Origin of the sequence: Lutibacter sp., from assembly GCF_013041805.1 — a bacterium.
Classification (GTDB): domain Bacteria; phylum Bacteroidota; class Bacteroidia; order Flavobacteriales; family Flavobacteriaceae; genus Lutibacter.
Genome location: NZ_JABDRI010000036.1, coordinates 88,685 through 109,923 on the forward strand (window position 1 = coordinate 88,685; position 21,239 = coordinate 109,923).

The 21,239-nt window shown below is 29.4% G+C and carries 23 protein-coding genes; 12 read left to right on the forward strand and 11 right to left on the reverse strand.

Features of this window, described 5'->3' with window-relative positions; all coding sequences use genetic code 11:
* Position 1: 1 nt before the first annotated feature.
* Genes HKP59_RS05495 through HKP59_RS05505 form a run of 3 tightly spaced genes read right to left on the reverse strand, consistent with a single transcriptional unit; the run spans position 2 to position 2,601 of the window.
* A complete protein-coding gene (locus HKP59_RS05495) occupies positions 2 to 736 on the reverse strand; it encodes a DUF4129 domain-containing protein (protein WP_291804320.1) in 735 nt (244 codons plus the stop codon).
* Positions 737 to 742: 6 nt separating this feature from the next.
* Positions 743 to 1,642: a hypothetical protein gene (locus HKP59_RS05500; RefSeq protein ID WP_291804321.1), complete on the reverse strand. Its 900-nt coding sequence runs from the start codon at positions 1,640 to 1,642 to the stop codon at positions 743 to 745.
* Positions 1,639 to 2,601 carry a stage II sporulation protein M gene (locus HKP59_RS05505; protein ID WP_291804322.1) on the reverse strand — a complete coding sequence of 321 codons (963 nt, stop codon included), beginning with the start codon at positions 2,599 to 2,601 and terminating at the stop codon, positions 1,639 to 1,641. The genes HKP59_RS05500 and HKP59_RS05505 overlap by 4 nt, the downstream gene beginning before the upstream one ends.
* 106 nt (positions 2,602 to 2,707) lie before the next feature.
* Between HKP59_RS05505 and HKP59_RS05510 the strand changes: the two genes are divergently transcribed.
* The 3 genes from HKP59_RS05510 to HKP59_RS05520 are packed head-to-tail and all read left to right on the forward strand — an operon-like array spanning position 2,708 to position 4,911.
* A complete protein-coding gene (locus HKP59_RS05510; RefSeq protein ID WP_291804324.1) occupies positions 2,708 to 3,427 on the forward strand; it encodes an RDD family protein in 720 nt (239 codons plus the stop codon).
* The gene (locus HKP59_RS05515; RefSeq protein WP_291804326.1) at positions 3,427 to 4,059 is read left to right on the forward strand and encodes a CoA pyrophosphatase; all 633 of its coding nucleotides are present in this window, start codon (positions 3,427 to 3,429) and stop codon (positions 4,057 to 4,059) included. The genes HKP59_RS05510 and HKP59_RS05515 overlap by 1 nt, the downstream gene beginning before the upstream one ends.
* Positions 4,060 to 4,098: 39 nt before the next feature.
* Complete coding sequence (locus HKP59_RS05520; RefSeq protein ID WP_291804328.1) at positions 4,099 to 4,911, forward strand: lysophospholipid acyltransferase family protein; 813 nt, start codon at positions 4,099 to 4,101, stop codon at positions 4,909 to 4,911.
* A gap of 55 nt (positions 4,912 to 4,966) precedes the next feature.
* Here the strand turns inward: HKP59_RS05520 and HKP59_RS05525 are convergent, their stop codons facing one another.
* Positions 4,967 to 5,437, reverse strand: a complete 471-nt coding sequence (locus HKP59_RS05525; RefSeq protein ID WP_291804329.1) for a Dps family protein — start codon at positions 5,435 to 5,437, stop codon at positions 4,967 to 4,969.
* A 113-nt stretch (positions 5,438 to 5,550) separates the two neighbouring features.
* Between HKP59_RS05525 and HKP59_RS05530 the strand changes: the two genes are divergently transcribed.
* A complete protein-coding gene (locus HKP59_RS05530) occupies positions 5,551 to 6,498 on the forward strand; it encodes a hydrogen peroxide-inducible genes activator (protein WP_291804331.1) in 948 nt (315 codons plus the stop codon).
* 13 nt (positions 6,499 to 6,511) lie between these two features.
* Here the strand turns inward: HKP59_RS05530 and HKP59_RS05535 are convergent, their stop codons facing one another.
* Both HKP59_RS05535 and HKP59_RS05540 read right to left on the reverse strand, forming a co-directional pair.
* On the reverse strand, positions 6,512 to 6,709 hold the full coding sequence (locus HKP59_RS05535) for a hypothetical protein (protein WP_291804333.1): 198 nt from the start codon (positions 6,707 to 6,709) through the stop codon (positions 6,512 to 6,514).
* 115 nt (positions 6,710 to 6,824) lie between these two features.
* The gene (locus HKP59_RS05540) at positions 6,825 to 7,091 is read right to left on the reverse strand and encodes a hypothetical protein (RefSeq protein WP_291804335.1); all 267 of its coding nucleotides are present in this window, start codon (positions 7,089 to 7,091) and stop codon (positions 6,825 to 6,827) included.
* 234 nt (positions 7,092 to 7,325) lie between these two features.
* On the opposite strand from HKP59_RS05540, the gene HKP59_RS05545 reads away from it, so the two are divergent.
* The 4 genes from HKP59_RS05545 (at position 7,326) to HKP59_RS05560 (ending at position 9,729) form a co-directional block, all read left to right on the forward strand.
* Positions 7,326 to 8,336, forward strand: coding sequence for an adenosine deaminase (locus HKP59_RS05545; protein WP_291804337.1), 1,011 nt, complete (start codon positions 7,326 to 7,328; stop codon positions 8,334 to 8,336).
* The gene (gene tsaA / locus HKP59_RS05550; protein WP_291804340.1) at positions 8,336 to 8,815 is read left to right on the forward strand and encodes a tRNA (N6-threonylcarbamoyladenosine(37)-N6)-methyltransferase TrmO; all 480 of its coding nucleotides are present in this window, start codon (positions 8,336 to 8,338) and stop codon (positions 8,813 to 8,815) included. The genes HKP59_RS05545 and tsaA overlap by 1 nt, the downstream gene beginning before the upstream one ends.
* A gap of 65 nt (positions 8,816 to 8,880) precedes the next feature.
* Entirely contained in the window at positions 8,881 to 9,471 is a 591-nt protein-coding gene (locus HKP59_RS05555; protein WP_291804342.1) for a hypothetical protein, read from the forward strand.
* Between the two features lie 54 nt (positions 9,472 to 9,525).
* Positions 9,526 to 9,729 carry a DUF2892 domain-containing protein gene (locus HKP59_RS05560; protein WP_291804345.1) on the forward strand — a complete coding sequence of 68 codons (204 nt, stop codon included), beginning with the start codon at positions 9,526 to 9,528 and terminating at the stop codon, positions 9,727 to 9,729.
* Positions 9,730 to 9,894: 165 nt separating this feature from the next.
* Here HKP59_RS05560 and HKP59_RS05565 read toward each other — a convergent pair whose 3' ends face one another.
* Together HKP59_RS05565 and idi are read right to left on the reverse strand one after the other, a co-directional pair.
* Positions 9,895 to 10,305 carry a 6-carboxytetrahydropterin synthase gene (locus tag HKP59_RS05565; protein ID WP_291804348.1) on the reverse strand — a complete coding sequence of 137 codons (411 nt, stop codon included), beginning with the start codon at positions 10,303 to 10,305 and terminating at the stop codon, positions 9,895 to 9,897.
* Positions 10,306 to 10,310: 5 nt separating this feature from the next.
* Complete coding sequence (idi, locus tag HKP59_RS05570; protein ID WP_291804384.1) at positions 10,311 to 10,826, reverse strand: isopentenyl-diphosphate Delta-isomerase; 516 nt, start codon at positions 10,824 to 10,826, stop codon at positions 10,311 to 10,313.
* A gap of 118 nt (positions 10,827 to 10,944) precedes the next feature.
* Here idi and HKP59_RS05575 point away from each other — a divergent pair, with 118 nt between their 5' ends.
* Positions 10,945 to 12,540: a peptide chain release factor 3 gene (locus HKP59_RS05575; protein ID WP_291804351.1), complete on the forward strand. Its 1,596-nt coding sequence runs from the start codon at positions 10,945 to 10,947 to the stop codon at positions 12,538 to 12,540.
* On the opposite strand, the gene bshC is transcribed toward HKP59_RS05575, so the two are convergent.
* Together bshC and HKP59_RS05585 are read right to left on the reverse strand one after the other, a co-directional pair.
* Positions 12,527 to 14,116 (reverse strand): bacillithiol biosynthesis cysteine-adding enzyme BshC, encoded by a 1,590-nt coding sequence (gene bshC, locus HKP59_RS05580; protein WP_291804352.1) that lies wholly within the window; start codon positions 14,114 to 14,116, stop codon positions 12,527 to 12,529. The genes HKP59_RS05575 and bshC overlap by 14 nt on opposite strands.
* 64 nt (positions 14,117 to 14,180) lie before the next feature.
* Positions 14,181 to 14,831, reverse strand: a complete 651-nt coding sequence (locus HKP59_RS05585; RefSeq protein WP_291804353.1) for a methyltransferase domain-containing protein — start codon at positions 14,829 to 14,831, stop codon at positions 14,181 to 14,183.
* A 132-nt stretch (positions 14,832 to 14,963) separates the two neighbouring features.
* On the opposite strand from HKP59_RS05585, the gene HKP59_RS05590 reads away from it, so the two are divergent.
* Positions 14,964 to 17,417 carry a M14 family metallopeptidase gene (locus HKP59_RS05590; protein WP_291804356.1) on the forward strand — a complete coding sequence of 818 codons (2,454 nt, stop codon included), beginning with the start codon at positions 14,964 to 14,966 and terminating at the stop codon, positions 17,415 to 17,417.
* Positions 17,418 to 17,429: 12 nt separating this feature from the next.
* On the forward strand, positions 17,430 to 18,752 hold the full coding sequence (locus tag HKP59_RS05595) for a M24 family metallopeptidase (protein ID WP_291804357.1): 1,323 nt from the start codon (positions 17,430 to 17,432) through the stop codon (positions 18,750 to 18,752).
* A 1-nt stretch (position 18,753) separates the two neighbouring features.
* On the opposite strand, the gene rimO is transcribed toward HKP59_RS05595, so the two are convergent.
* A complete protein-coding gene (gene rimO, locus HKP59_RS05600; protein WP_291804359.1) occupies positions 18,754 to 20,064 on the reverse strand; it encodes a 30S ribosomal protein S12 methylthiotransferase RimO in 1,311 nt (436 codons plus the stop codon).
* A gap of 93 nt (positions 20,065 to 20,157) precedes the next feature.
* Between rimO and HKP59_RS05605 the strand changes: the two genes are divergently transcribed.
* On the forward strand, positions 20,158 to 21,219 hold the full coding sequence (locus tag HKP59_RS05605; protein ID WP_291804362.1) for a serine hydrolase domain-containing protein: 1,062 nt from the start codon (positions 20,158 to 20,160) through the stop codon (positions 21,217 to 21,219).
* Positions 21,220 to 21,239 lie beyond the last annotated feature (20 nt).

Consider the following 21,239-nt stretch of genomic DNA (forward strand, 5'->3'; position numbering starts at 1 on the left):
ATTACTTTTTAAGAATTAAATGATTCATTTCAATAAAGTCAGTTTCAATTTTTGCAAATTCCATTTCATTAATATCAAAATTTCCATACCAAACAAAGTCGTATAATCTTGTTAATTTTATAAATGATTTTTTAATTGATTTTTGGGAAATTTCTTTACTATAATCATCATTCGTTTTTTGCTGTTCCCAACTAATAAATTGATGGTTCTCTAGCTGTTTTAGAATATGTATATAATAATAGCGAACTGCTAAACGGTAGTTTTTTTGCCGAATTGCTTTTTCAATAAGTACTGAAATATCTTTAGAGTTAATCAATTCTTCTTCTTCAGTAATTACAACTGCGGGAATATTTTTAGAGTTGGAAACGAAGGCATTTGAATTGACCTTTAAAAAGAATTTTAGCAACAATAGGAGCACAATACCGGCTATGACATATGGTATAGCTGTTAAAATTGCTGCAAATATATCTGTTGCATATTTAACTCCAAAAATCCATTCCAACAATCGTTTTAATTGTCTGCCAAGCCAATTAAAAACACGTTCAATAAATGACGGTTCAGTTGCTACATGTTCTTCGTAATTAAAATCGGAATCCGATTTATATTGATCTAAGTTTTTATTTTCAAACTTTTTTTGAACAATAGTACTATTATCATTTTTTACTACAAGTGTATCGGATTGTGCATATACACTTAACGAAAATAGAAAAATAATGACACGTAGAATATTGTTCATTAGTGATTATAAATTACTTGAATTACCTAAATTTTCAATTTTTTCAAACGTTCCTGTGAAATGTTTTTGTTCATTTAAATCAAAATAAATAAATGCTGAAGCAATTAAGGTTACTGAATAGAATAAAAATTTACCGAAATAGGCAATTAAATTCAATATTAAATAAATTGGATCTTCTAATATTCCTAGTATTGCCGTTGGATCTTCATTTGATATTGAAACACCCATAGATATTAATTGGTAAATTAACGATGGAATTGAAAACACAAACCCTAACATAGAAACTAAAATACCTATGACTAAAACAACTCCAAACGTATTCCACCATTCACCTTTAATTAACGTAAAGCTATGTGAAATGGTTTCTCCAATACTTTTACTTTCAAATACCATAATTGGCATAGCTAAAGATAAAACCACAGATATATATACAATTGGTAATACACAAAGAATATAGCCTGCAATCATCATTAAAATAGATAAAATTCCTAGGCCTACAAATTTCCAAATATTTGCATAGGTCTGTTCCTTTACTTCCTCGAAATTTGCAACACCATCATTCTCAATATAAGATTTCACATAATATAATGACACTTCAGAAAGTAGTGTATACACTATTCCAAACACTATAAACATTAAGAATAGCCAACCAAACATTCCAAAAATTGAATCAAAGGCCCCTGAAGGATCTGGAGCTGATTGGTCAAGCGTTAATATTCCTTTAATTGCTCCTGAATAAGATACCATTGCAAATACTAAAATTGCAGCACCAACTAATAATACAGGTCCTATTATTTTAAAAACAGTTAAAAAGTAATCTTTCCAATTCTCTCGAATAAATGTAAAAGTATCTGTAATAATTGCACCTAAATCGCGCTCTTTTTTAAATTCAATAAGCTTGTTCATTTCAATTTGTGTTGTTTGGTTAATTTAATAGGATATAAAACGTAATAATATAATACAGCAGTTAATGATATTAAGATAATTGCCAATGCCAACCAATCTGGCATTTCAGTATGTCTTGTTACAAAACCTTCTAAAAAACCTGCGACAATAAAAAATGGAATAGTACTTACCATTATTTTTAAACCAGCTTTAAAGCTTCTTTTAAAAGATTCTAATCTTGTATAAGTTTTAGGAAAAAGTAATCCGTTACCAAGCACTAATCCTGCGCAACCTGCAATAATAATTACTGAAATTTCAATAGTTCCGTGAATCCAAATCGTGCGAGATGACTCCCAAAGTAATCCTTTTTCATAAAAAAAGTATAAAAATGAACCTAACATTATTCCATTACGCATCATAATAAATAGAGTTCCCACAGAAAAAAGCATTCCAAACACAAAAGCAGTCATTGCAACTTTAATATTATTTAATGTTATTAAAATAAACATATTTCCTTCTTCCATCTTTTTATACACCGCCATGGGATCACCTTTTTCAATGTTTTCTAACGTAGTATTTACATAAGCATCTCCTAAAATTAATCGAACAAAATCGCCATCATTAGCTGCTGAATATGCCCCAACAATAGCAAAAAATAAAAATGTTAAAAATGCAATTAATAATTGTTTATGATAGTGTGAAAATAAAAGTGGAAATTCAATTTTAAAAAAAGTAAGCAATCTATTTTTACTTTCTTTTTGAGTTTTGTAAATTTTTTGATGTGCCTTTGATGCAATTGAGTTTAAATATACCTCAGTATTACTATGTGGGTAAAACGTTTTAGCATAACTTAAATCATCAGTAACTTCAATATAGAGATCAGATAATTTATCAGGTGAAACCTGACCTTTTTTATCTAATGCATTTTCAAACAAAAGCCATTTATTTTTATTCCTTTTTACAAATGATGCTTCGCGCATTTTTTTTACTTTTGTTTTTTATCTGATTTATAGCAATAGTTACTTTTCATAAGGTAAACGAAAGTAAATAATCAAATTGTACTAGCCAAAAAGATAACTTAAAAAAATGGATAATTTTCAAATTGAGACTGCTCAAAATATAACTATAAAGCAACAGGTTGCACCGGTAAGCACCCGTATAGGCGCTTTCCTAATCGATTTATTAATTATTATTTGTTATTATACAATTATATTATTAATTATAAATGCATTAGGTTTTAGCTTAGATGAATCTTTATATGTGTATTATGCCCTATTAAGTTTACCTGTATTTTTTTATAGTTTACTTTTTGAAACTTTAATGAACGGACAAACTCCTGGTAAATTTTTAACTAAAATTAGAGTTACTAAAATTAATGGGGCAAAACCTACATTTGGCAGTTATTTAATTCGTTGGGTATTGCGATTAATAGATATTAGTTTAGCATCAGGCTCTGTAGCTTTACTTACTATTTTATTAAATGGAAAAGGACAAAGATTAGGTGATTTAGCTGCAGGTACAACAGTAATTTCAGAAAAAAAACACATTACTCTGAAAGATACGTTGCACGTTGATATTGAGGAGCAGTATGAACCTACTTACCCACAAGTTACCTTATTAAGCGATAAGGATATTCAAACCATTAAAGAACTATATTCAAAAGCCAGAAGAACTGGAAATCACAAAACAATTTTAAAACTTCATTTAAAAATAATAGCTATTACCGGAATTAAAACTGAGATACAACCTTCAGACTTTATAGAAATAATACTAAAAGATTATAACTTTTACACACAACAAATGTGATGGATTATAAGGAATTTAAAAATAGCATAGAACTACTCAAAAATAAACCAATTGGTGGATTAGAAGCTCAATTTAGTCTTGCACCAAAATTGCGTTTACCTTATTCAAACGAAAAAATCCAATCGTTGAATCCTAAGAAAGCGGCAGTATTAGCACTATTTTATCCAAATGAACAAGGAAAAACTCACTTCCTTCTAACCTTAAGAGCTAGCTACAATGGAACGCATTCATCACAAATTAGTTTTCCTGGAGGAAAATATGAAGAGAATGACGTTTTTCTTAAAAATACAGCATTGAGAGAAACCTTTGAAGAAGTTGGGATTATAACTCGTGAAATTTCAATATTTAAACAAATGACCGATGTTTTTATTCCTCCAAGTAACTTTTTAGTAACACCTTTTTTAGGATATCTAACTAAATTTCCTAATTTCAAAATAAATCACGAAGTAGAGGAATTAATATCTGTTCCATTAAATGATTTAATAGATGACTCCGCTATTTCTTCAACAACTTTATCAACCTCATATGCTAAAAATTTAAAAGTACCGTGCTTTCTGTTAAACAGTTACGTTGTTTGGGGAGCAACAGCAATGATGCTCAATGAAATCAAAGCATTGCTAAAAAATAATTAATATTTTTTTTACTAAATTTGCGTAACCAAAACCAACTAAATGCCAATTTTTAAAAGAAATCCGTTCGGGCATATTTTATTTATTAAAAAATGGCTGATTCGTATTTTAGGAGTTGTTTCTCACGGAAGATACCGTAGATTTAACAATCTTCAAATTGAGGGTTCTGAAATTATAAGAGAGCTTCCTGAAACAAATGTACTATTTGTTTCAAATCATCAAACCTATTTTGCTGATGTTGCAGCAATGCTACATGTTTTTAATGCCGCACTAAAAGGTAGAGTTGATACCTTAAAAAATGTAGGCTATATTTGGAATCCAAAGCTAAACATTTACTATATCGCAGCTGCAGAAACTATGAAATCAGGTTTTTTACCAAAAGTATTTGCATACGCAGGATCAATTTCCATTGATAGAACCTGGAGAAGTGCTGGTAAAGACGTAAATAGGCAAGTAAAAATGTCAGATATTAGTAATATTAAAAAAGCGCTTGATGATGGTTGGGTAATTACGTTTCCACAAGGAACAACCAAACCTTTTAAACCTATTAGACGTGGTACAGCTCATATCATAAAAACGTATAAGCCAATAGTTATTCCTATTGTTATAGATGGTTTTAGACGGTCATTTGACAAAAAAGGATTACTAATTAAAAAAAGAAATGTTTTACAATCTATGGTGATTAAAAAACCTATGGAAATTGATTATGAAAATGATACTATTGAAGAGATTGTAAGAAAAGTAGAATCAGAAATTGAGCAAGATCCAACACTCTTAAAAGTTATTCCTACAGATGTTTATAAAAAATCTGAAGAAGATTTGAATAAGAAAAGAAAATTTTGGGATATGTATTAATAAAAAACCCGTTTTAGAGATTTAAAACGGGTTTTAATTGAAACAATTAACTGTACTAATTTAACCAAGCTCTTAACATCCAAATTGTTTTTTCTTGTTCAGCTATAAAATCACTCATCATTGAGTTTGTTCCTTCATCATTTGCATCGCCAGATTCATCTAAAATAGTTCTTTCTATTTTTAACAATTCTGATAAAGAATTTACTACTAAATTAACTGAATCAACATCATTGCTTATGTTTTTTCCAATAGTAACTTTAGATAATGCCGTATATTCAGGAAACGTATGCAAAGGAGTACCTCCTAAAGTCAGAATTCGTTCTGCAATCATATCAATTTTCTCCTGAGAGTCAGTATAAAATTCTTCAAATTTAACGTGTAACTCAAAAAATGATTTACCTCTAATATTCCAATGCAAACCTCTTAAATTTTGATAATACACCTGAAAATTAGCTAATAAGCTATTTAAACCTAGCACTATATTTTCTGATTTGTTTTTGTCTAATCCTAAAATTGTTGTATTCATATTTTTACTTTTATATTTATTATTTTATTTACTACAAATTTCTTGAAAAATAAATGATAAAATACATAATCATTATTGATAGTTTTAATATCTTTATTGTAAAAATTTATACCATGACAATTACCCAACTTAAATACGTTTTAGCTGTAGCCGAACATCAAAATTTTACTGTTGCTTCTGAGCATTGCTTCGTGACTCAACCAACACTAAGCATGCAAATTCAAAAATTAGAAGAAGAATTAGATACGCAAATTTTTAATAGAAAAAAGAAACCTATTCAGCTAACTGAAATTGGAAACAAAATTATTGAACAAGCAAAAATTATTGTTGACGAAAGTAACCGAATTACAGATATTGTTGATCAACAAAAAGGATATATTGGAGGAGATTTCAGACTTGGAATTATCCCAACCATTATGCCTACGCTACTCCCTTTATTTTTAAAAACTTTTACTAAAAAATATCCTAAAGTCAATTTAAAAATTGAAGAATTAACCACTGAAGAAATTATAAAAAAGCTATCAGATGGACATATAGATGTTGGAATTGCGGCAACACCTTTAGAAAATGAAATGATTAAAGAACGTGTCATCTATTATGAACCATTTGTTGGCTTTGTACCTACTGAACATAGACTTTATGAAAGTAAATCCATTGATGTAGATAATTTAGATATTGACGACATACTTTTATTAGAAGATGGCCATTGTTTTAAAGAAAGTATTATTAATTTATGTAGTACGCTTAAAACAAAAAATCAACAATTTCAATTACATAGTGGAAGTTTTACAACCTTAATTAAACTGTCAAAAGAAGGTTTAGGAATGACATTACTTCCTTATCTTCAAACACTTGATTTGAATCAAGAGGACACATCATACTTAAGAAAGTTTAAAGAACCCGCACCAGCAAGAGAAGTTAGTATTATATACCACAAATCACAATTAAAAATTCAACTTATTGAAGCTTTAAAAGCTGTAATAGATGGAATTATTAGAGGCGTAATTGCATTTAGTGATGTGCAAATAATAAGTCCAATAAACAAAAAAAAAGGAGCTTAAATGCTCCTTTTTTCTAATTTTTCACAAGTGCTAAACAATTATGTAAATCTGGTTTATTAACTGTAAAGTCTCTCAACCAAAAGTATAATTCTTTAATTTCATAAGGTAATAACCGGTTTAGTGCTTTTTCTAATTCTTTTTTAAATAATTCTTTATTAAAACTAACTTTTTCGAGTACCGCTTTCGTGTACTCAAACATCGCTCTAGCCATATTTTAAAAGATTTTAGTTGGTTAATTTAAAAACGATTTATTTAATATTTTAGTATCCTAAAAGTACAAAATAAATCAATCTTAAACAAAAAAATTACTAATTATTCACTTCTAATTACAGTTTATTCACTTTTTCAAGTAAGCTATTAGCCTTTTCTTCTAATTCTGAATTTATATTTTTAAAATGAGCTTTCTTATTTTCGATACCTTTTGTGTGAATTTTATTAATTAATTCATCAAAAGCTACAATTGCCTCATCTATGATTGCCTCACTTCCTTTGTTATCAGATTTTGGGTTTAATAATTCCCAAGAATAACATTCCTCAATTATATCTCCTAAAACGTAATTAATATCTTTTTTTAAATTTTTAATACTTGACATACTATATAGTTTAAATTTCTTCGCAAATTTAAGTCAAATTGCTGAGTTATTATATTAAAACTTAAAATTTAAACAATAAATTAACAAAAATTATAATCCAATTAAACTATTCATCTTCATTAAATTTTGTTTCTATTTTTAAACGATTTTAAAAACACTTATCACCTCATCTGTATCAATTAAAAATTTATAAAATGGTATCATTTAAAAAAATTAAATAGTTAATTTTGCGGCATGAATACATTTATTGAAAATTTACCAAAAGCAGAATTGCATTTACATATTGAAGGTTCCTTCGAACCTGAATTAATGTTTAAAATTGCGAAAAGAAACAATATAAAAATACCTTATGCTTCAGTTGAAGAAATTGAAGAAGCGTATAAATTTGATTGTTTACAAGATTTTTTAGACATTTATTACCAAGGTGCTAGCGTATTAATTAATGAACAAGATTTCTACGATTTAACATATAGTTATTTAGAAAAATGTGCAGCTCAAAATGTACGTCACACTGAAATTATGTTTGACCCACAAACACATACGGAAAGAGGTGTTTCTTTTAAAACGGTAATCAATGGAATTTCAAAAGCTTGTGAAGATGCTAAAGTAACTTTAGGAGTTTCATCTTTATTAATTATGAGCTATTTACGCCATTTAAGCGAAGAAGATGCATTTAAAACCTTAGAAGAATCACTACCGTTCAAAGATAAAATTACTGCTATAGGCCTAGATTCATCAGAAAAAGGAAATCCACCTTCAAAGTTTAAGAATGTATTTGAAGCCTCAATTAAAGCAGGATATATACCTCTAGCTCATGCTGGTGAAGAAGGAGATGCAGATTATGTTTGGGAAGCTATAGATATTTTAGGTATTAAGCGTATTGACCACGGAAATAATTCTTTACAAGATGAAGAATTAATTAATGAAATTATCAAACGTGATTTAGCATTAACAGTTTGCCCATTATCTAATACTGCTTTACAAGTTGTAGATGATTTAAAAAATCATCCTTTGAAAAAAATGATGGACTTAGGTTTAAAAGTCACGGTAAATTCTGATGATCCTGCTTATTTTGGTGGGCAAGTAAATAAAAATTATATCGATATTCAAAGTGCCCTAAATTTAACACAAAAAGAGTTGTATGAGTTAGCCAAAAACTCCTTCCAATATTCTCTTTTAGATCCTAAATCTAAAGAATTATATATTCTAGAACTCGATAATTTTTACAGTAAATACGCTAAATAATGACTGAACAAATTGCTCTTAATGTCCTTGGAAAAATAAAAACACCTTGGTTAACACTAGACAATATGCCAATTCAACCCATTGGAGCTAAAGGAGTTATTGAATTATTTCCAGAATATTATCGTGGCATAAGAGAAATTGAGCATTTTTCACATATTATATTAATTTATCAACTACATTTAGTAACCGATCCACAATTAGAAGTAATTCCATTTATGGATACAACTAGTAAAGGTATCTTTGCAACGAGATCTCCTAAAAGACCGAATAAAATTGGTTTTTCTATTGTTGAAATTGAAAAAGTGGAAGGTAATAAAATACATATTTTAGATGTTGATATGATAAATGACTCTCCAATTCTTGATATAAAACCATTTTTTGAGGATTTTGACAATAGGTTTAACACAAAGAAAGGTTGGCTTACAAATAAAAATAACATTAATAAACATCACTTTAAATCTGATAATAGATTTAAATAATTCAATTCCTTTATTACAATAAGTATTCACTGATTTCGTTAAAAAATCAAACTAATTTATAAACTATGAAAATTAAAAATTTACTACTTGTTTCAATCTTTCTTTTTACAATTAGCGGTTTCAGTCAAGTAACTAAAAAATTTATTGATACAGGATCTGTTAGTAATCAATTTGATTATTTAATTACTAAATCTAATAAATATCAAGTATATAAAGTTGTAGAGTTAAATTGGTTAACAAAATTAAAATCGAATGTTTTAGATTCAATTTCTGAGTCAAAAAATAGTATACTTACTAATTTATCAACAATTGACTCTCAAAAAAAGACAATAGAGCAATTAGAGAATTCATTAGCCACTTCAGAAGTAACTATACAAACTTTAACAAACGAAAATCAAAGCATCTCGTTAGCTGGAATCCAATTAAGTAAGTCGTTTTTTAAAACTCTTATGTTTTCAATTATAGGAATTCTAATTATTTCTCTATTCTTTTTTATTACAAAATTTAAACAAAGTAATCGTGTTACTATTCAAACAAAAGAGACCTTGAAAGAAGTTGAAGAAGAATTTGAAACTCATAGAAAGATAGCTTTAGAGCGTGAGCAAAAAGTAATGCGGAAATTGCAAGACGAATTAAATAAACAGAAAAAAGAATAGTATTAATAAAAAAAGTAATAATTTTAATTATTATTAATCTAAAAATTTCAAAGGATGAAAAAAAATATGGGAAGTACTGATAAATTAATAAGAGTTATTATAGCAGCTGTTATTGCTGGTTTATATTGGCAAGGCATAATTCCTGGCACACTTGGAATTGTTTTATTGATATTTGCAGCTATTTTTGTGCTTACAAGTTTTGTTAGTTTTTGCCCACTTTATTTACCTTTAGGTATAAATACGTGCAAGAAAAAATAAAAATTTAAATAATTGAAGTTAGCTAAGAAATTAAAAGCTTAATTCTTAGAAAATAGGTTTTTGGTATTATTACTAATTGTAATAAGTGATGGTTACTAAGCGCATCAGCATATTAATTATCACAATAGTCAGTAAAGCGATTTATTTTTTAGCTAATTTCTTAATTTATTCACCGCTATAGGAAACAAAATTGCGAGGTGTTTCATAAAGTGTAACAGAAAGTTCAAGGCTTTCATCAATTTTTGTGCGCAATTGATTCCAAATTACAACAACAATATTTTCTGCCGTTGGATTCAGTGTTTTAAAAACCTCAACTTCTTCATTCAAATTTTTATGATCAAATTTTTCTTCAATTTCTATAGAAATTAAATCTTTTAAAATTTTCATATCCATTACAAAGCCAGTTTCTGGGTGTATTTCACCTTTCACAGAAACAATCAATTCATAATTATGTCCGTGATAATTTGGATTTGAACACTTTCCAAAAACTGTTGCGTTACGTGCATCTGACCAATCAGCATTGTACAATCTATGTGCTGCATTAAAATGTGATTTCCTACTAACAGTTACTTTCATAATTACTAACTAATAAAACTATAATATTTTTCGAAAATTATTTTAAACCATTCAGTATAAACTTCAGGTCTATCTGCTATGTCTTTTTTAACATCTTCAATTAACATCCAATTAAAACTTTCTACTTCGTCTTTATTAATTATAGGATCGTCATTGTAATATCCAATCATAATATGGTCCAATTCGTGCTCAGTTAAACCATTATCAAAAGGTGCTTTATAAATAAAAGACGTCACTTCTTCTAATTCACACACAAATCCCATTTCTTCTTGTAAACGACGTTTACCAGCCTCAATATTACTTTCTCCATCACGTTGATGACTACAACAAGAATTTGTCCATAGCAAAGGAGAATGGTACTTATCTGCTGCTCTTTGCTGCAACATCAATTCGTTTTTATCATTAAAAACAAAAACAGAAAATGCTCTATGCAAAACAGCTTTTTCATGCGCTTCCATTTTAGGCATTAAACCAATTTGCTCATCTTTTTCGTTTACTAATATTACCTGTTCTTCTATCATCATATTTTTTTGAATTGTTGCAAATTTACAAAATGAAACCTTACTTATTCAATTTCCTACTTTTAAACTTTTCAACTTTCAAACTATAAAGCATATATTTGCACCTCAAAATTTGAATATGAGTTTTTTAAAACAAATAGAACGCAGACGTACATTTGGAATTATATCTCACCCTGATGCAGGTAAAACAACACTAACTGAAAAATTATTATTATTTGGTGGTGCTATACAAGAAGCTGGAGCCGTAAAAAATAATAAAATAAAAAAGGGTGCGACTTCTGACTTTATGGAAATTGAACGTCAGCGTGGTATTTCTGTGGCAACATCTGTTCTGGCCTTTATCTACAAAGACAAAAAAATAAATATCTTAGATACTCCAGGACATAAAGATTTTGCTGAAGATACCTTTAGAACATTAACAGCCGTTGATAGCGTAATTGTTGTTATTGATGTTGCAAAAGGGGTTGAAGAACAAACCGAAAAACTAGTTCAAGTTTGTAGAATGCGTAAAATTCCTATGATTGTTTTTATTAATAAACTAGATCGTGAAGGAAAAGATGCATTTGATTTATTAGACGAAGTTGAGCAAAAACTTGGGTTACGTGTTGTACCATTAAGTTTTCCTATTGGAATGGGTTATGATTTCAAAGGAATTTATAATATTTATGAAAAAAAAATAAATCTATTTTCTGGAGACAATAAACAGACAGTATCAGAAGGTATTGAATTTACTGATATCTCTACTCCTGAATTAGATGAAATTATTGGTGAAACTTCCGCTGAAACATTGCGCGAAGAGATTGAATTAGTTGAAGAAGTATATCCTTCTTTTAATAAGACTGAATATTTAGAAGGTAATTTACAACCTGTCTTTTTCGGTTCAGCTTTGAATAATTTTGGAGTTAAAGAATTACTAGATTGTTTTATTGAAATAGCTCCTTCTCCTCAACCAAAAAAATCTGAGGAACGATTGGTAGATTCAAAAGAGGAGAAAATGACCGGTTTTGTTTTTAAAATTCATGCCAATATGGATCCAAACCATAGGAATCGATTAGCTTTTGTTAAAATTGTTTCAGGAACTTTTAAAAGAAATTCTCCTTATCTTCATGTTCGAAATAACAAGAAAATGAAATTCTCAAGTCCAAATGCGTTTTTTGCTGAGAAAAAAGAAATTGTTGATGAATCTTTTCCTGGAGATATTGTTGGACTTCAAGATACCGGAAACTTTAAAATTGGGGATACGTTAACAGAAGGGGAAATTCTAAACTTTAAAGGCGTTCCAAGTTTTTCACCTGAACATTTCCGCTATGTAAATAATGCTGACCCATTAAAATCGAAACAATTATTTAAAGGTTTAGACCAATTAATGGATGAAGGAGTTGCTCAATTATTTACCTTAGACTTAAATGGAAGAAAAGTAATTGGAACCGTAGGAGCTCTGCAATATGAAGTAATTCAATACCGGTTAGAACATGAGTATGGTGCAAAATGTAGTTACGAAAACTTACCTGTTCATAAAGCATGTTGGATTGAGCCTGAAAATCCAAAAAATGATGAATTCAAAGAATTTAAACGTGTAAAACAGCGATTTTTAGCAAAGGATAAACAAGGTCAACTTGTGTTTTTAGCAGATTCAGCATTTACTATTCAAATGACACAGAGCAAATATCCATCCGTTAAATTGCATTTCACGAGTGAATTTAATATTCAATAATACTAAATTCTAATTGCAACGGTTCAATAGCATTCATTAGCATTGGTATAAGATCACTACCTAATTCTAAATAAATTTCTGAAAAATTACGAGTTCGTTCTTCTAAACTATGATTTGGGAACAACTCGTTTTGCAATAGTACAATTCGCTCAACAATATCAGAAAGATTACGCTTTTGAGCCTTTAGTAATCTTTTCTCTAAATTATCAAGCCCATTAAGTTGTTTCTTTTCTTGTGCATTTACAGCTCCTAAAAAAGAAATGTCGGTCTTCTTTGCAAGATCTTTCAAATAAGAAAACTGTTGTTGTAAATGATCTTTTTGCTTTGTGAAATCGATTTCAATTTCTGATAATTCTTTTACCTTTTTAGCAATTAATTTTTCTTGCTTTAAAAATAATTCTTGAAGTGAAATACTTAGTTTCTCGCACTTTAAAACTTGCTTTTCTGAAGCGAGCAAAACAGAATTTCGTAATAATAAAATTGGAAATGGTGTATTCACCGAATCAAAATATTGTTTCAGTTGAAACCAATAAGCCAGTTCTCCACCTCCTCCAATATAACATAAATTTGGCAAAATTGTCTCTTGAAATAAAGGTCGCATAATTACATTAGGACTAAATCGCTCTGGAAAATTAAACAATTCGCTCAAGATTTCATCCTGAGTAAAAGTGATTGAAGTATTATTAATACTATACCCGTTTTTCTCAAAAATAATACGTTCTCGCAGATTATCTTTTATATAAAAAAGATTTATTTCTCTAGGATTTACCTGTATATTATACCCTTTATCTAGCTGCTCATTTGTCTTTGAAACTTCACAAAATGATGTCTTATTAATTAATTCATCTTCTAAAATTGGAATAAATTGTTGCTTTAACTTTGAATCATCACCATCAATAATCACTAAACCGTGATCACCAAAAAGCTCATTTACCAAATATCTGGTAGCCTCTGTCAAATTAGCATGATTTAGATACGCTTTTTTAAATAATTCTTTCAAAAAATCAGCATTTCTAGTTGATCCAACTAACGCTGAAAATTCATTAAAAGCATTGTCAAAATCTTCAGTTTTAAGTCTCCCAACAGCACCACCACTTTTAGTATCCCAAACAATTTTATGCCCTTTTAAATTAAAAAAATTTATTTCCTCAAAATCGTGATCTTCAGTAGCCATCCAATAAATAGGCACAAAATTGTGAGAAGGAAATTCACTTTTTAAAACGTTTGTTAAATTAATTGTTGCTATTATTTTATACAAAAAATATAATGGCCCCGTAAATATATTTAATTGATGACCAGTTGTTATTGTAAACGAATTAGGTTTACTTAACAATTGAATATTTTTTAAGGTAGACTCACTCGATTGCAGTGAGGCGTATTGATTTTTAAGTACATCAACTAAAACTTCTCTTTTTGTAGTATCAAAGGTTGATTTTAAATGTAATTGATTTTTAAATCCTTCTAAATCTGGAAAATTCTTATAAAATGTAGATAACTCCGGTTTTCTGTCAAGGTAATCACAAATTATTTTTGAAAAATAACCAGTACTTTTAAAAGGAACATGATGTACTTTCATCTGCTATTTATTATATGTTTTAGTTAGTTCGTACAATTTAAAAATAACTATTTAATTTAAAAAATTATAACATTCTTTGGAATAATGAATACACAAATTCCCTTGGGTTTCCTGAGGGTTGAATATACGTAAAATCAAATGATTTAATTAATTTAAAATCATCGCCCAGCCTTTCTTGAAACATTTCTACACTGTAATTACAAACATCCAAACCACTGCATTTCTTTGCTCCTTCCAAATTGAATTCTGCTAAAATAACATACCCATTTGGCTTCAGTACTTTCTTTAATAAATCAAAATATTTTTTTTGTTCACTATCATCTGTAAAAAAATGTAAAACAGCCCTATCAATCCATAAATCAATATTCTTAAGTTTGGTCAATTCTTTAGGGTTAACAAGGTCATCTACAATAAATTCTAATTTTGTATTATGATGATTTGTTAAGGTGTTTTTTAATTCTGTTAGCGCGGCAGAAGCTATATCATTTACAATAATATTTGAATACCCATCATTTAATAAATATTCAATTAATGATGTAGCACCTGCACCTGCATTAAAAAGTAACGCATCTTTAGGTAAGTTACACTTTTCAATAAGGCTTATTGTTGCCGATGGATTCTCTTCATACCAACCTAAGTTTTGAATGGGAGATTTTAAATACGCATTATTCCAGTGTTTCTCGTAGTCAAAATCATTTAATTCATAATTACTCATTTTTTGGTAATTTTTAATTTTTGCTAAAAGTAAACAATTTATACAATCTTTAGAAATTGCATAAAACTTGTAACAATTATTTAACTAATTTTTGTTTTAATTCAATATATTTGGTTCCTAAATTTATTTAAAATGACGCGAAAACTCTTTTTTTTAACAGCTTTATTTATTATTTCCATCTCTAGTGTAAATTCTCAATCATTAAAATCACCTTCAGATTTTTTAGGTTATGAACTTGGATCTCGATTTACAAGACATCACAAAGTAGTTGAATATGTTACCTATTTGTCTGAAAATTCAACAATGGTAGAATTACAGAAATATGGAGAAACCAATGAATATAGACCTTTATATCACGCATATGTGTCAACTGAAGAAAATATTAAAAATTTAGAATCTATTCAAACAGATAATTTAAAAAGAACTGGTTTATTAGAAGGTGAATCAAATACTAACATTGCTGTAGTTTGGCTAAGTTACAACGTACACGGAAATGAGGCATCAAGTACTGAAGCTTCCATGCTTACGTTGTACACGTTAGTTATGGAAAAAAAAGAGTGGCTTAAAAATACAGTTGTTATTATTGACCCCTGCATTAACCCAGATGGTAGAGATCGTTATGTGAATTGGTATAATGAAAATAAAAGTACACCTTATAATACAAATCCTGAAGCAACAGAGAATAATGAACCTTGGCCTAGAGGACGAGCAAACCATTATTTGTTCGATTTAAACAGAGATTGGGCTTGGGCTTCACAGGTTGAATCACAACATCGTATAAAAGTTTACAATAGGTGGATGCCACAAGTTCATGTTGATTTTCACGAGCAAGGATATAATAGTCCGTATTACTTTGCTCCTGCGGCTGAACCATTTCACGAAATAATTACAGATTGGCAGCGTGATTTCCAGGTTGAAATTGGAAAAAATCACGCAAAGTATTTCGACAAAAATGGTTGGAAATATTTCACTAAAGAACGTTTTGATTTGCTGTATCCAAGCTATGGAGATACCTACCCAACCTATATGGGAGCAATTGGAATGACCTATGAGCAAGCTGGCCAAAAAGGTTTAGGAATTGAAACTGAAAATGGTCAAGTACTTTCTTTAAAAGATAGAATTGCTCATCATTTTACTACTGGGCTATCAACTGTTGAAATTTCCTCAAAAAATGCAGCTAAATTAGTTGATGAATTTAAAGAGTATTTCAGCAACTTTAATTTTCCTTATAAAAATTATGTTTTAAAAGGAGACAAAGATAAAATCGAAAAATTAACTAAGTTGTTAGATTTGCATGAAATAAAGTATTTTTATTCAAATACAGCCTCGGCTAAAGCTTACGACTATTATGATAATAGTACTAAGACTATCAAAATTTTTGAAGAAGATCTTATAATTCCAACAAACCAACCTAAAGGAAAAATGGTTAAAGTTCTTTTTGAACAAGAAGCTAAACTTACATCTCCATTAACTTATGATATTACCGCCTGGAGTTTACCTTATGCTTTCGGTTTACGCGGTTTTGCAACTCAATCTGCACTATCCTCAAAAAGTATTGAAAGTGCTCAAACAAAAGTTGTAAGCACTGCTAACAAAAATTCATATGCATATATTGCTAAATGGAATGAAGTTTCTGATGCTGCATTTTTAGGTGATTTGTTAGAAGCAGGTTTTAATGTACGATTTAGTGAAAAGAGTTTTTCAGTAAATAACAACAATTATAAAAGAGGTACATTAATTATTATGAGAGGAGAAAATACTCATATAGATTCTTTTGACAATAAAATTATTGAAATTGCAAACAAACTTGAAAAAAAAATAGTTACTACTTCCACAGGTTTTGTTGAGAGTGGAAAAGATTTTGGCTCTTCGAATTACGAATTAATCTCAAATAAAAAAGTTGCTGCACTCGCTGGAGAAGGAACTGCATCATTAAGCTTTGGTGAAATTTGGCATTTCTTTGAGACGCAGTTAAAATATCCTCTTCACATAATTAATACGGCTAATTTCAACCGAACAGATTTCACAAATTATGATGTACTAATTTTACCTAATGGATATAGAGCAAATGAAAGAGAGTTAAAAACATTAGCTTCATTTGCTTCTGACGGAGGAACCATCATTGCCGTTGGAAGTTCTTTAAATAGTTTTTCAGATAAAGAAGGATTTTCTTTAAAATCAAAAAAGGATGATGACGATGATGAATCACAAAATTTAATTCCGTACGATCAAAGAACAAATGAATATATAAAGAATGCTATTACCGGTAGTATTTTTAAGAGTACTATTGATGCATCGCATCCTCTTGCTTTTGGATATACTAATGAATATTATAGTTTAAAAATGAGCTCAAGCTCTTATGAATTGTTAGATAGTGGATTTAATGTTGGGTATTTTGCAGAAAACGCTACAAACGTCTCTGGATTTGCAGGTGAAAAAGCCCTAGAAAAAGTTCCTAATTCGTTACTTTTTGGAATTGAGAGAAAAGGTAGAGGGCAAGTTATTTATATGGTTGATAATCCTTTATTTAGATCTTTTTGGGAAAATGGGAAATTGTTTTTTGCGAATGCTATATTTCTAAATTAAATACCTTCGATTATGAAATTAACAAGCATACTAATATTTTTATGTATTTGCTTATCAACAAATGCACAAATATTATCTGAAAAAGAACGATCAATATTGAAAGATGAAATTTTAGCGGATAGGTTTGAAAACTTATTACCAGAGCTAATGGACGATACTGATATTGATATGTGGCTAGTAATTTCAAGAGAGTACAATGAAGATCCCGTAATTAAAACTATGCTCCCTTCAACTTGGCTAAATGCTAGAAGAAGAACCATTTTAGTTTTTTATAGAAACAAAGCTGAAAATACAATTGAAAAATTAGCAGTTGCGAGGTATGATGTTGGTAAAAACATTCAGTCTGCTTGGGACAAAGAAATGCAACCTAACCAATGGGAACGTTTAGTAGAAATTATTAAAGAAAGAAATCCTTCTAAAATTGGAATTAACACTTCTGAATATTTTGGTATAGCAGATGGATTGGTTCAAACAGATTATAAAGAGTTAATAGAAGCTTTACCTAAAGACTTAGAAACTAAATTAGTATCAGCTGAAAAATTGGCGATTGGCTGGATAGAAACAAGAACTCAAAAAGAAATGGATCTTTATAATATTCTTGTTTCCATAACTCACACTATTATAAACGAAGCTTTTTCAAATAAAGTAATTCAACCTGGAAAAACTACAACCGATGATATTGTTTGGTGGATGCGACAAAAAGTAACAGATTTAGGACTTGATACTTGGTTTCACCCAACAGTTGATGTTCAAAGAACCGATGAGGAACTTAAAAGCCATATTTATTCTTTTTCAAAGGGTGAAAAGGCAAAAACTATATTACCTGGGGATTTATTGCATTGCGATTTTGGGATTACATACATTGGTTTAAATACTGATTGTCAACAACATGCATATGTTCTTCATCAAGACGAAAAAAAAGTTCCTTCTTTTTTAAGTGATGCTTTTAAAAAAGGGAATAAAGTACAAGATTATTTTACAAATAATTTCAAAGAAGGTAAAACTGGAAACGAAATACTTTTAAAATCACTGGCCGATGCCAAAGCAGATGGACTTAGACCATCTATCTACACGCATCCTCTTGGACTTTACGGTCATAGTGCTGGAACAACTTTTGGAATGTGGGATTCTCAAGATGGTGTTCCTGTAAATGGTGATTATCCACTGCATGTAAACACAGTATACGCTATAGAATTGAATACTACTGTTCATATTACAGAATGGAAAAAAGACATTCGTATTATGTTGGAAGAAGACGGTTTTTACGGTGAAAATGGCTTTAGGTATGTTAACGGTAGACAAGAATCAATAAAACCAATTGATTGGTCTCATTAATTTAGACAGGTTCACCATACAAATCAAACTCAGTAGCCGACGTAATTTTGACATTCGCAAATTTTCCAACTTGTACATAATGTTTTGTCGCATCAATTAACACCTCATTATCAACGTCAGGAGAATCGAATTCCGTTCTACCTATAAATTGATTTCCATCTTTTCTATCGATTAAAACTTTAAATATTTGATCAACTTTTTCTTGGTTTAATTCAAAAGAAATCTGGCTTTGTATATCCATTATTTCACTAACACGCTGCTGCTTAATTTCTTCAGGCACATCATCTACTAAATTAGCGGCATGCGTATTTTCTTCATGTGAGTATGCAAACGCACCTAAACGCTCAAAACGCATTTCTTGTACCCATTCTTTTAATTCTTGAAAAGCTGATTCAGTTTCACCTGGATATCCAACAATTAAAGTAGTTCTAATTGCCATATTTGGAACCGATTTTCTAAACTCAGCAATTAAATTAGTTGTTTTTTCGTGAGAAGTTCCTCTTCGCATTGACTTTAAAATATCATCATTTATATGCTGCAAAGGAATATCTAAATAATTACAAACTTTTGCCTCATTATGTATTACTTCTAAAACATCTAAAGGAAAACCTGTTGGAAAGGCATAGTGCAAACGAATCCACTCAACACCATCAATTTTTACTAATTCTTTTAATAAATCAGCTAAAGCTCTTCTTTTATAAATATCTAATCCATAATACGTTAAATCTTGCGCTATTAAAATTAATTCCTTAATCCCTTTCTTAGCAAGTTTTGTAGCTTCAATAACCAGGCTTTCAATAGGCGTGGATACATGTTTTCCACGCATCAACGGAATTGCACAAAATGAACAAGGTCTATCACAACCTTCTGCAATTTTTAAATAGGCATAATGAGTTGGTGTTGTAGTTAAACGTTCCCCTATTAATTCATGCTTATAATCTGCATCTAAAACTTTTAATAAATTTGGTAAGTCATGAGTCCCAAAATATTCATCAACATTGGGAATTTCCTTTTCTAAATCTGGTTTATAACGTTCGCTTAAACAGCCTGAAACATACACTCTATCAACTTCACCTTCTTCCTTTTTATTCACATAATGCAAAATAGTATTGATAGATTCTTCCTTTGCATCACCAATAAAACCACAGGTATTTATAACAACTATATTTCCATCATCATTTTCATCTTCATGAACAACTTGCTTATTATTCGCTTTCAATTGCCCCATTAAAACTTCACTATCGTATATGTTTTTGGAACATCCTAAAGTAACTACATTAATTTTGTTCTCTTTTTTTAATTTAGTACGCACACTTTTAATTTTAAAAATTAATTTTGGCAAAAGTAATCAAACCTTTTTGATTTGCGAGAGTCTTATTAACATAACCATCTTTAAATAATAATCATGAATAGTACTTTTTTGAAAATTTTAATCCTTAGCATATTGGTCTCTTGCTCTAAAAGTGAACCAATTATTGAGCCTGAAACTGATATCTATTTCCCACCTCTAACAGGCAATCTATGGGAAAAAACTTCAGTTGAAGAACTAGGATGGAATCAAAATCAGGTTCAGCAATTAATGAATTATTTAGATGAAAATAATACAAAAGCTTTTATACTTTTACACCATGGGAAAATTGTTTTCGAAAATTATTTTAATGGTCATACTACTGATTCGCCATGGTATTGGGCAAGTGCAGGTAAAACATTGACTTCAATCATGGTAGGTATTGCTGAAGAAAATGGTTACCTAACTATTAATACTAAAGTTTCTGATTATTTAGGTGATGGATGGACAACTGCACCAATAGCTAAAGAAAATTTAATTACGTCAAAACATTTACTGTCGATGACATCTGGTTTAGATGATAGTTTTGGTGATAATGTAGCTGCTGATAATTTAATGTATTTTACTGATGCAGGAACAAGATGGGCATATCATAATGTATATGTAAAACTTCAAAGTATCATTGAAGTCGCAACACAACAATCGTTTGCTAACTTTTTTAATACACATTTAAAAGAAAAAACTGGAATTACAGGTACTTGGGTACAAACTGGAGATTTTAGTGTGTATTATAGTACCGCAAGAAGCATGGCAAGATTTGGATTACTTGCTTTAAATAAAGGAACTTGGAACACAACTCCTATTGCAAATGAAACTTATTTCAACAATTCAATTAGCACCTCACAAACCATTAATAAATCTTATGGATATTTATGGTGGTTAAATGGAAAGGAAAGCTATCACTTACCACAAACACAACTAGAATTTCAAGAAGAATTAATTCCAAATGCACCCAGCGATTTATTTTGTGCTTTGGGTAAAAATGATCAAAAAATTTATGTTGTACCAAGTAAAAACCTAGTCATAATTAGAATGGGAGAAAGTGCAGAAGATACCAACTTTGCACTTTCAAATTTTGATAATAATCTTTGGGAAAAGATAAATTTAATTATCAACTAAACTCTAAATTGATTATTTTT

Bases quoted from the DNA above. Each gene is read 5' to 3' on its own strand.
- HKP59_RS05495 (WP_291804320.1), bottom strand. From the start codon at position 736: ATGAACAATATTCTACGTGTCATTATTTTTCTATTTTCGTTAAGTGTA.
- HKP59_RS05500 (WP_291804321.1), bottom strand. From the start codon at position 1,642: ATGAACAAGCTTATTGAATTTAAAAAAGAGCGCGATTTAGGTGCAATT.
- HKP59_RS05505 (WP_291804322.1), bottom strand. From the start codon at position 2,601: ATGCGCGAAGCATCATTTGTAAAAAGGAATAAAAATAAATGGCTTTTG.
- HKP59_RS05510 (WP_291804324.1), top strand. From the start codon at position 2,708: ATGGATAATTTTCAAATTGAGACTGCTCAAAATATAACTATAAAGCAA.
- HKP59_RS05515 (WP_291804326.1), top strand. From the start codon at position 3,427: ATGGATTATAAGGAATTTAAAAATAGCATAGAACTACTCAAAAATAAA.
- HKP59_RS05520 (WP_291804328.1), top strand. From the start codon at position 4,099: ATGCCAATTTTTAAAAGAAATCCGTTCGGGCATATTTTATTTATTAAA.
- HKP59_RS05525 (WP_291804329.1), bottom strand. From the start codon at position 5,437: ATGAATACAACAATTTTAGGATTAGACAAAAACAAATCAGAAAATATA.
- HKP59_RS05530 (WP_291804331.1), top strand. From the start codon at position 5,551: ATGACAATTACCCAACTTAAATACGTTTTAGCTGTAGCCGAACATCAA.
- HKP59_RS05535 (WP_291804333.1), bottom strand. From the start codon at position 6,709: ATGGCTAGAGCGATGTTTGAGTACACGAAAGCGGTACTCGAAAAAGTT.
- HKP59_RS05540 (WP_291804335.1), bottom strand. From the start codon at position 7,091: ATGTCAAGTATTAAAAATTTAAAAAAAGATATTAATTACGTTTTAGGA.
- HKP59_RS05545 (WP_291804337.1), top strand. From the start codon at position 7,326: ATGAATACATTTATTGAAAATTTACCAAAAGCAGAATTGCATTTACAT.
- tsaA (WP_291804340.1), top strand. From the start codon at position 8,336: ATGACTGAACAAATTGCTCTTAATGTCCTTGGAAAAATAAAAACACCT.
- HKP59_RS05555 (WP_291804342.1), top strand. From the start codon at position 8,881: ATGAAAATTAAAAATTTACTACTTGTTTCAATCTTTCTTTTTACAATT.
- HKP59_RS05560 (WP_291804345.1), top strand. From the start codon at position 9,526: ATGAAAAAAAATATGGGAAGTACTGATAAATTAATAAGAGTTATTATA.
- HKP59_RS05565 (WP_291804348.1), bottom strand. From the start codon at position 10,305: ATGAAAGTAACTGTTAGTAGGAAATCACATTTTAATGCAGCACATAGA.
- idi (WP_291804384.1), bottom strand. From the start codon at position 10,826: ATGATAGAAGAACAGGTAATATTAGTAAACGAAAAAGATGAGCAAATT.
- HKP59_RS05575 (WP_291804351.1), top strand. From the start codon at position 10,945: ATGAGTTTTTTAAAACAAATAGAACGCAGACGTACATTTGGAATTATA.
- bshC (WP_291804352.1), bottom strand. From the start codon at position 14,116: ATGAAAGTACATCATGTTCCTTTTAAAAGTACTGGTTATTTTTCAAAA.
- HKP59_RS05585 (WP_291804353.1), bottom strand. From the start codon at position 14,831: ATGAGTAATTATGAATTAAATGATTTTGACTACGAGAAACACTGGAAT.
- HKP59_RS05590 (WP_291804356.1), top strand. From the start codon at position 14,964: ATGACGCGAAAACTCTTTTTTTTAACAGCTTTATTTATTATTTCCATC.
- HKP59_RS05595 (WP_291804357.1), top strand. From the start codon at position 17,430: ATGAAATTAACAAGCATACTAATATTTTTATGTATTTGCTTATCAACA.
- HKP59_RS05605 (WP_291804362.1), top strand. From the start codon at position 20,158: ATGAATAGTACTTTTTTGAAAATTTTAATCCTTAGCATATTGGTCTCT.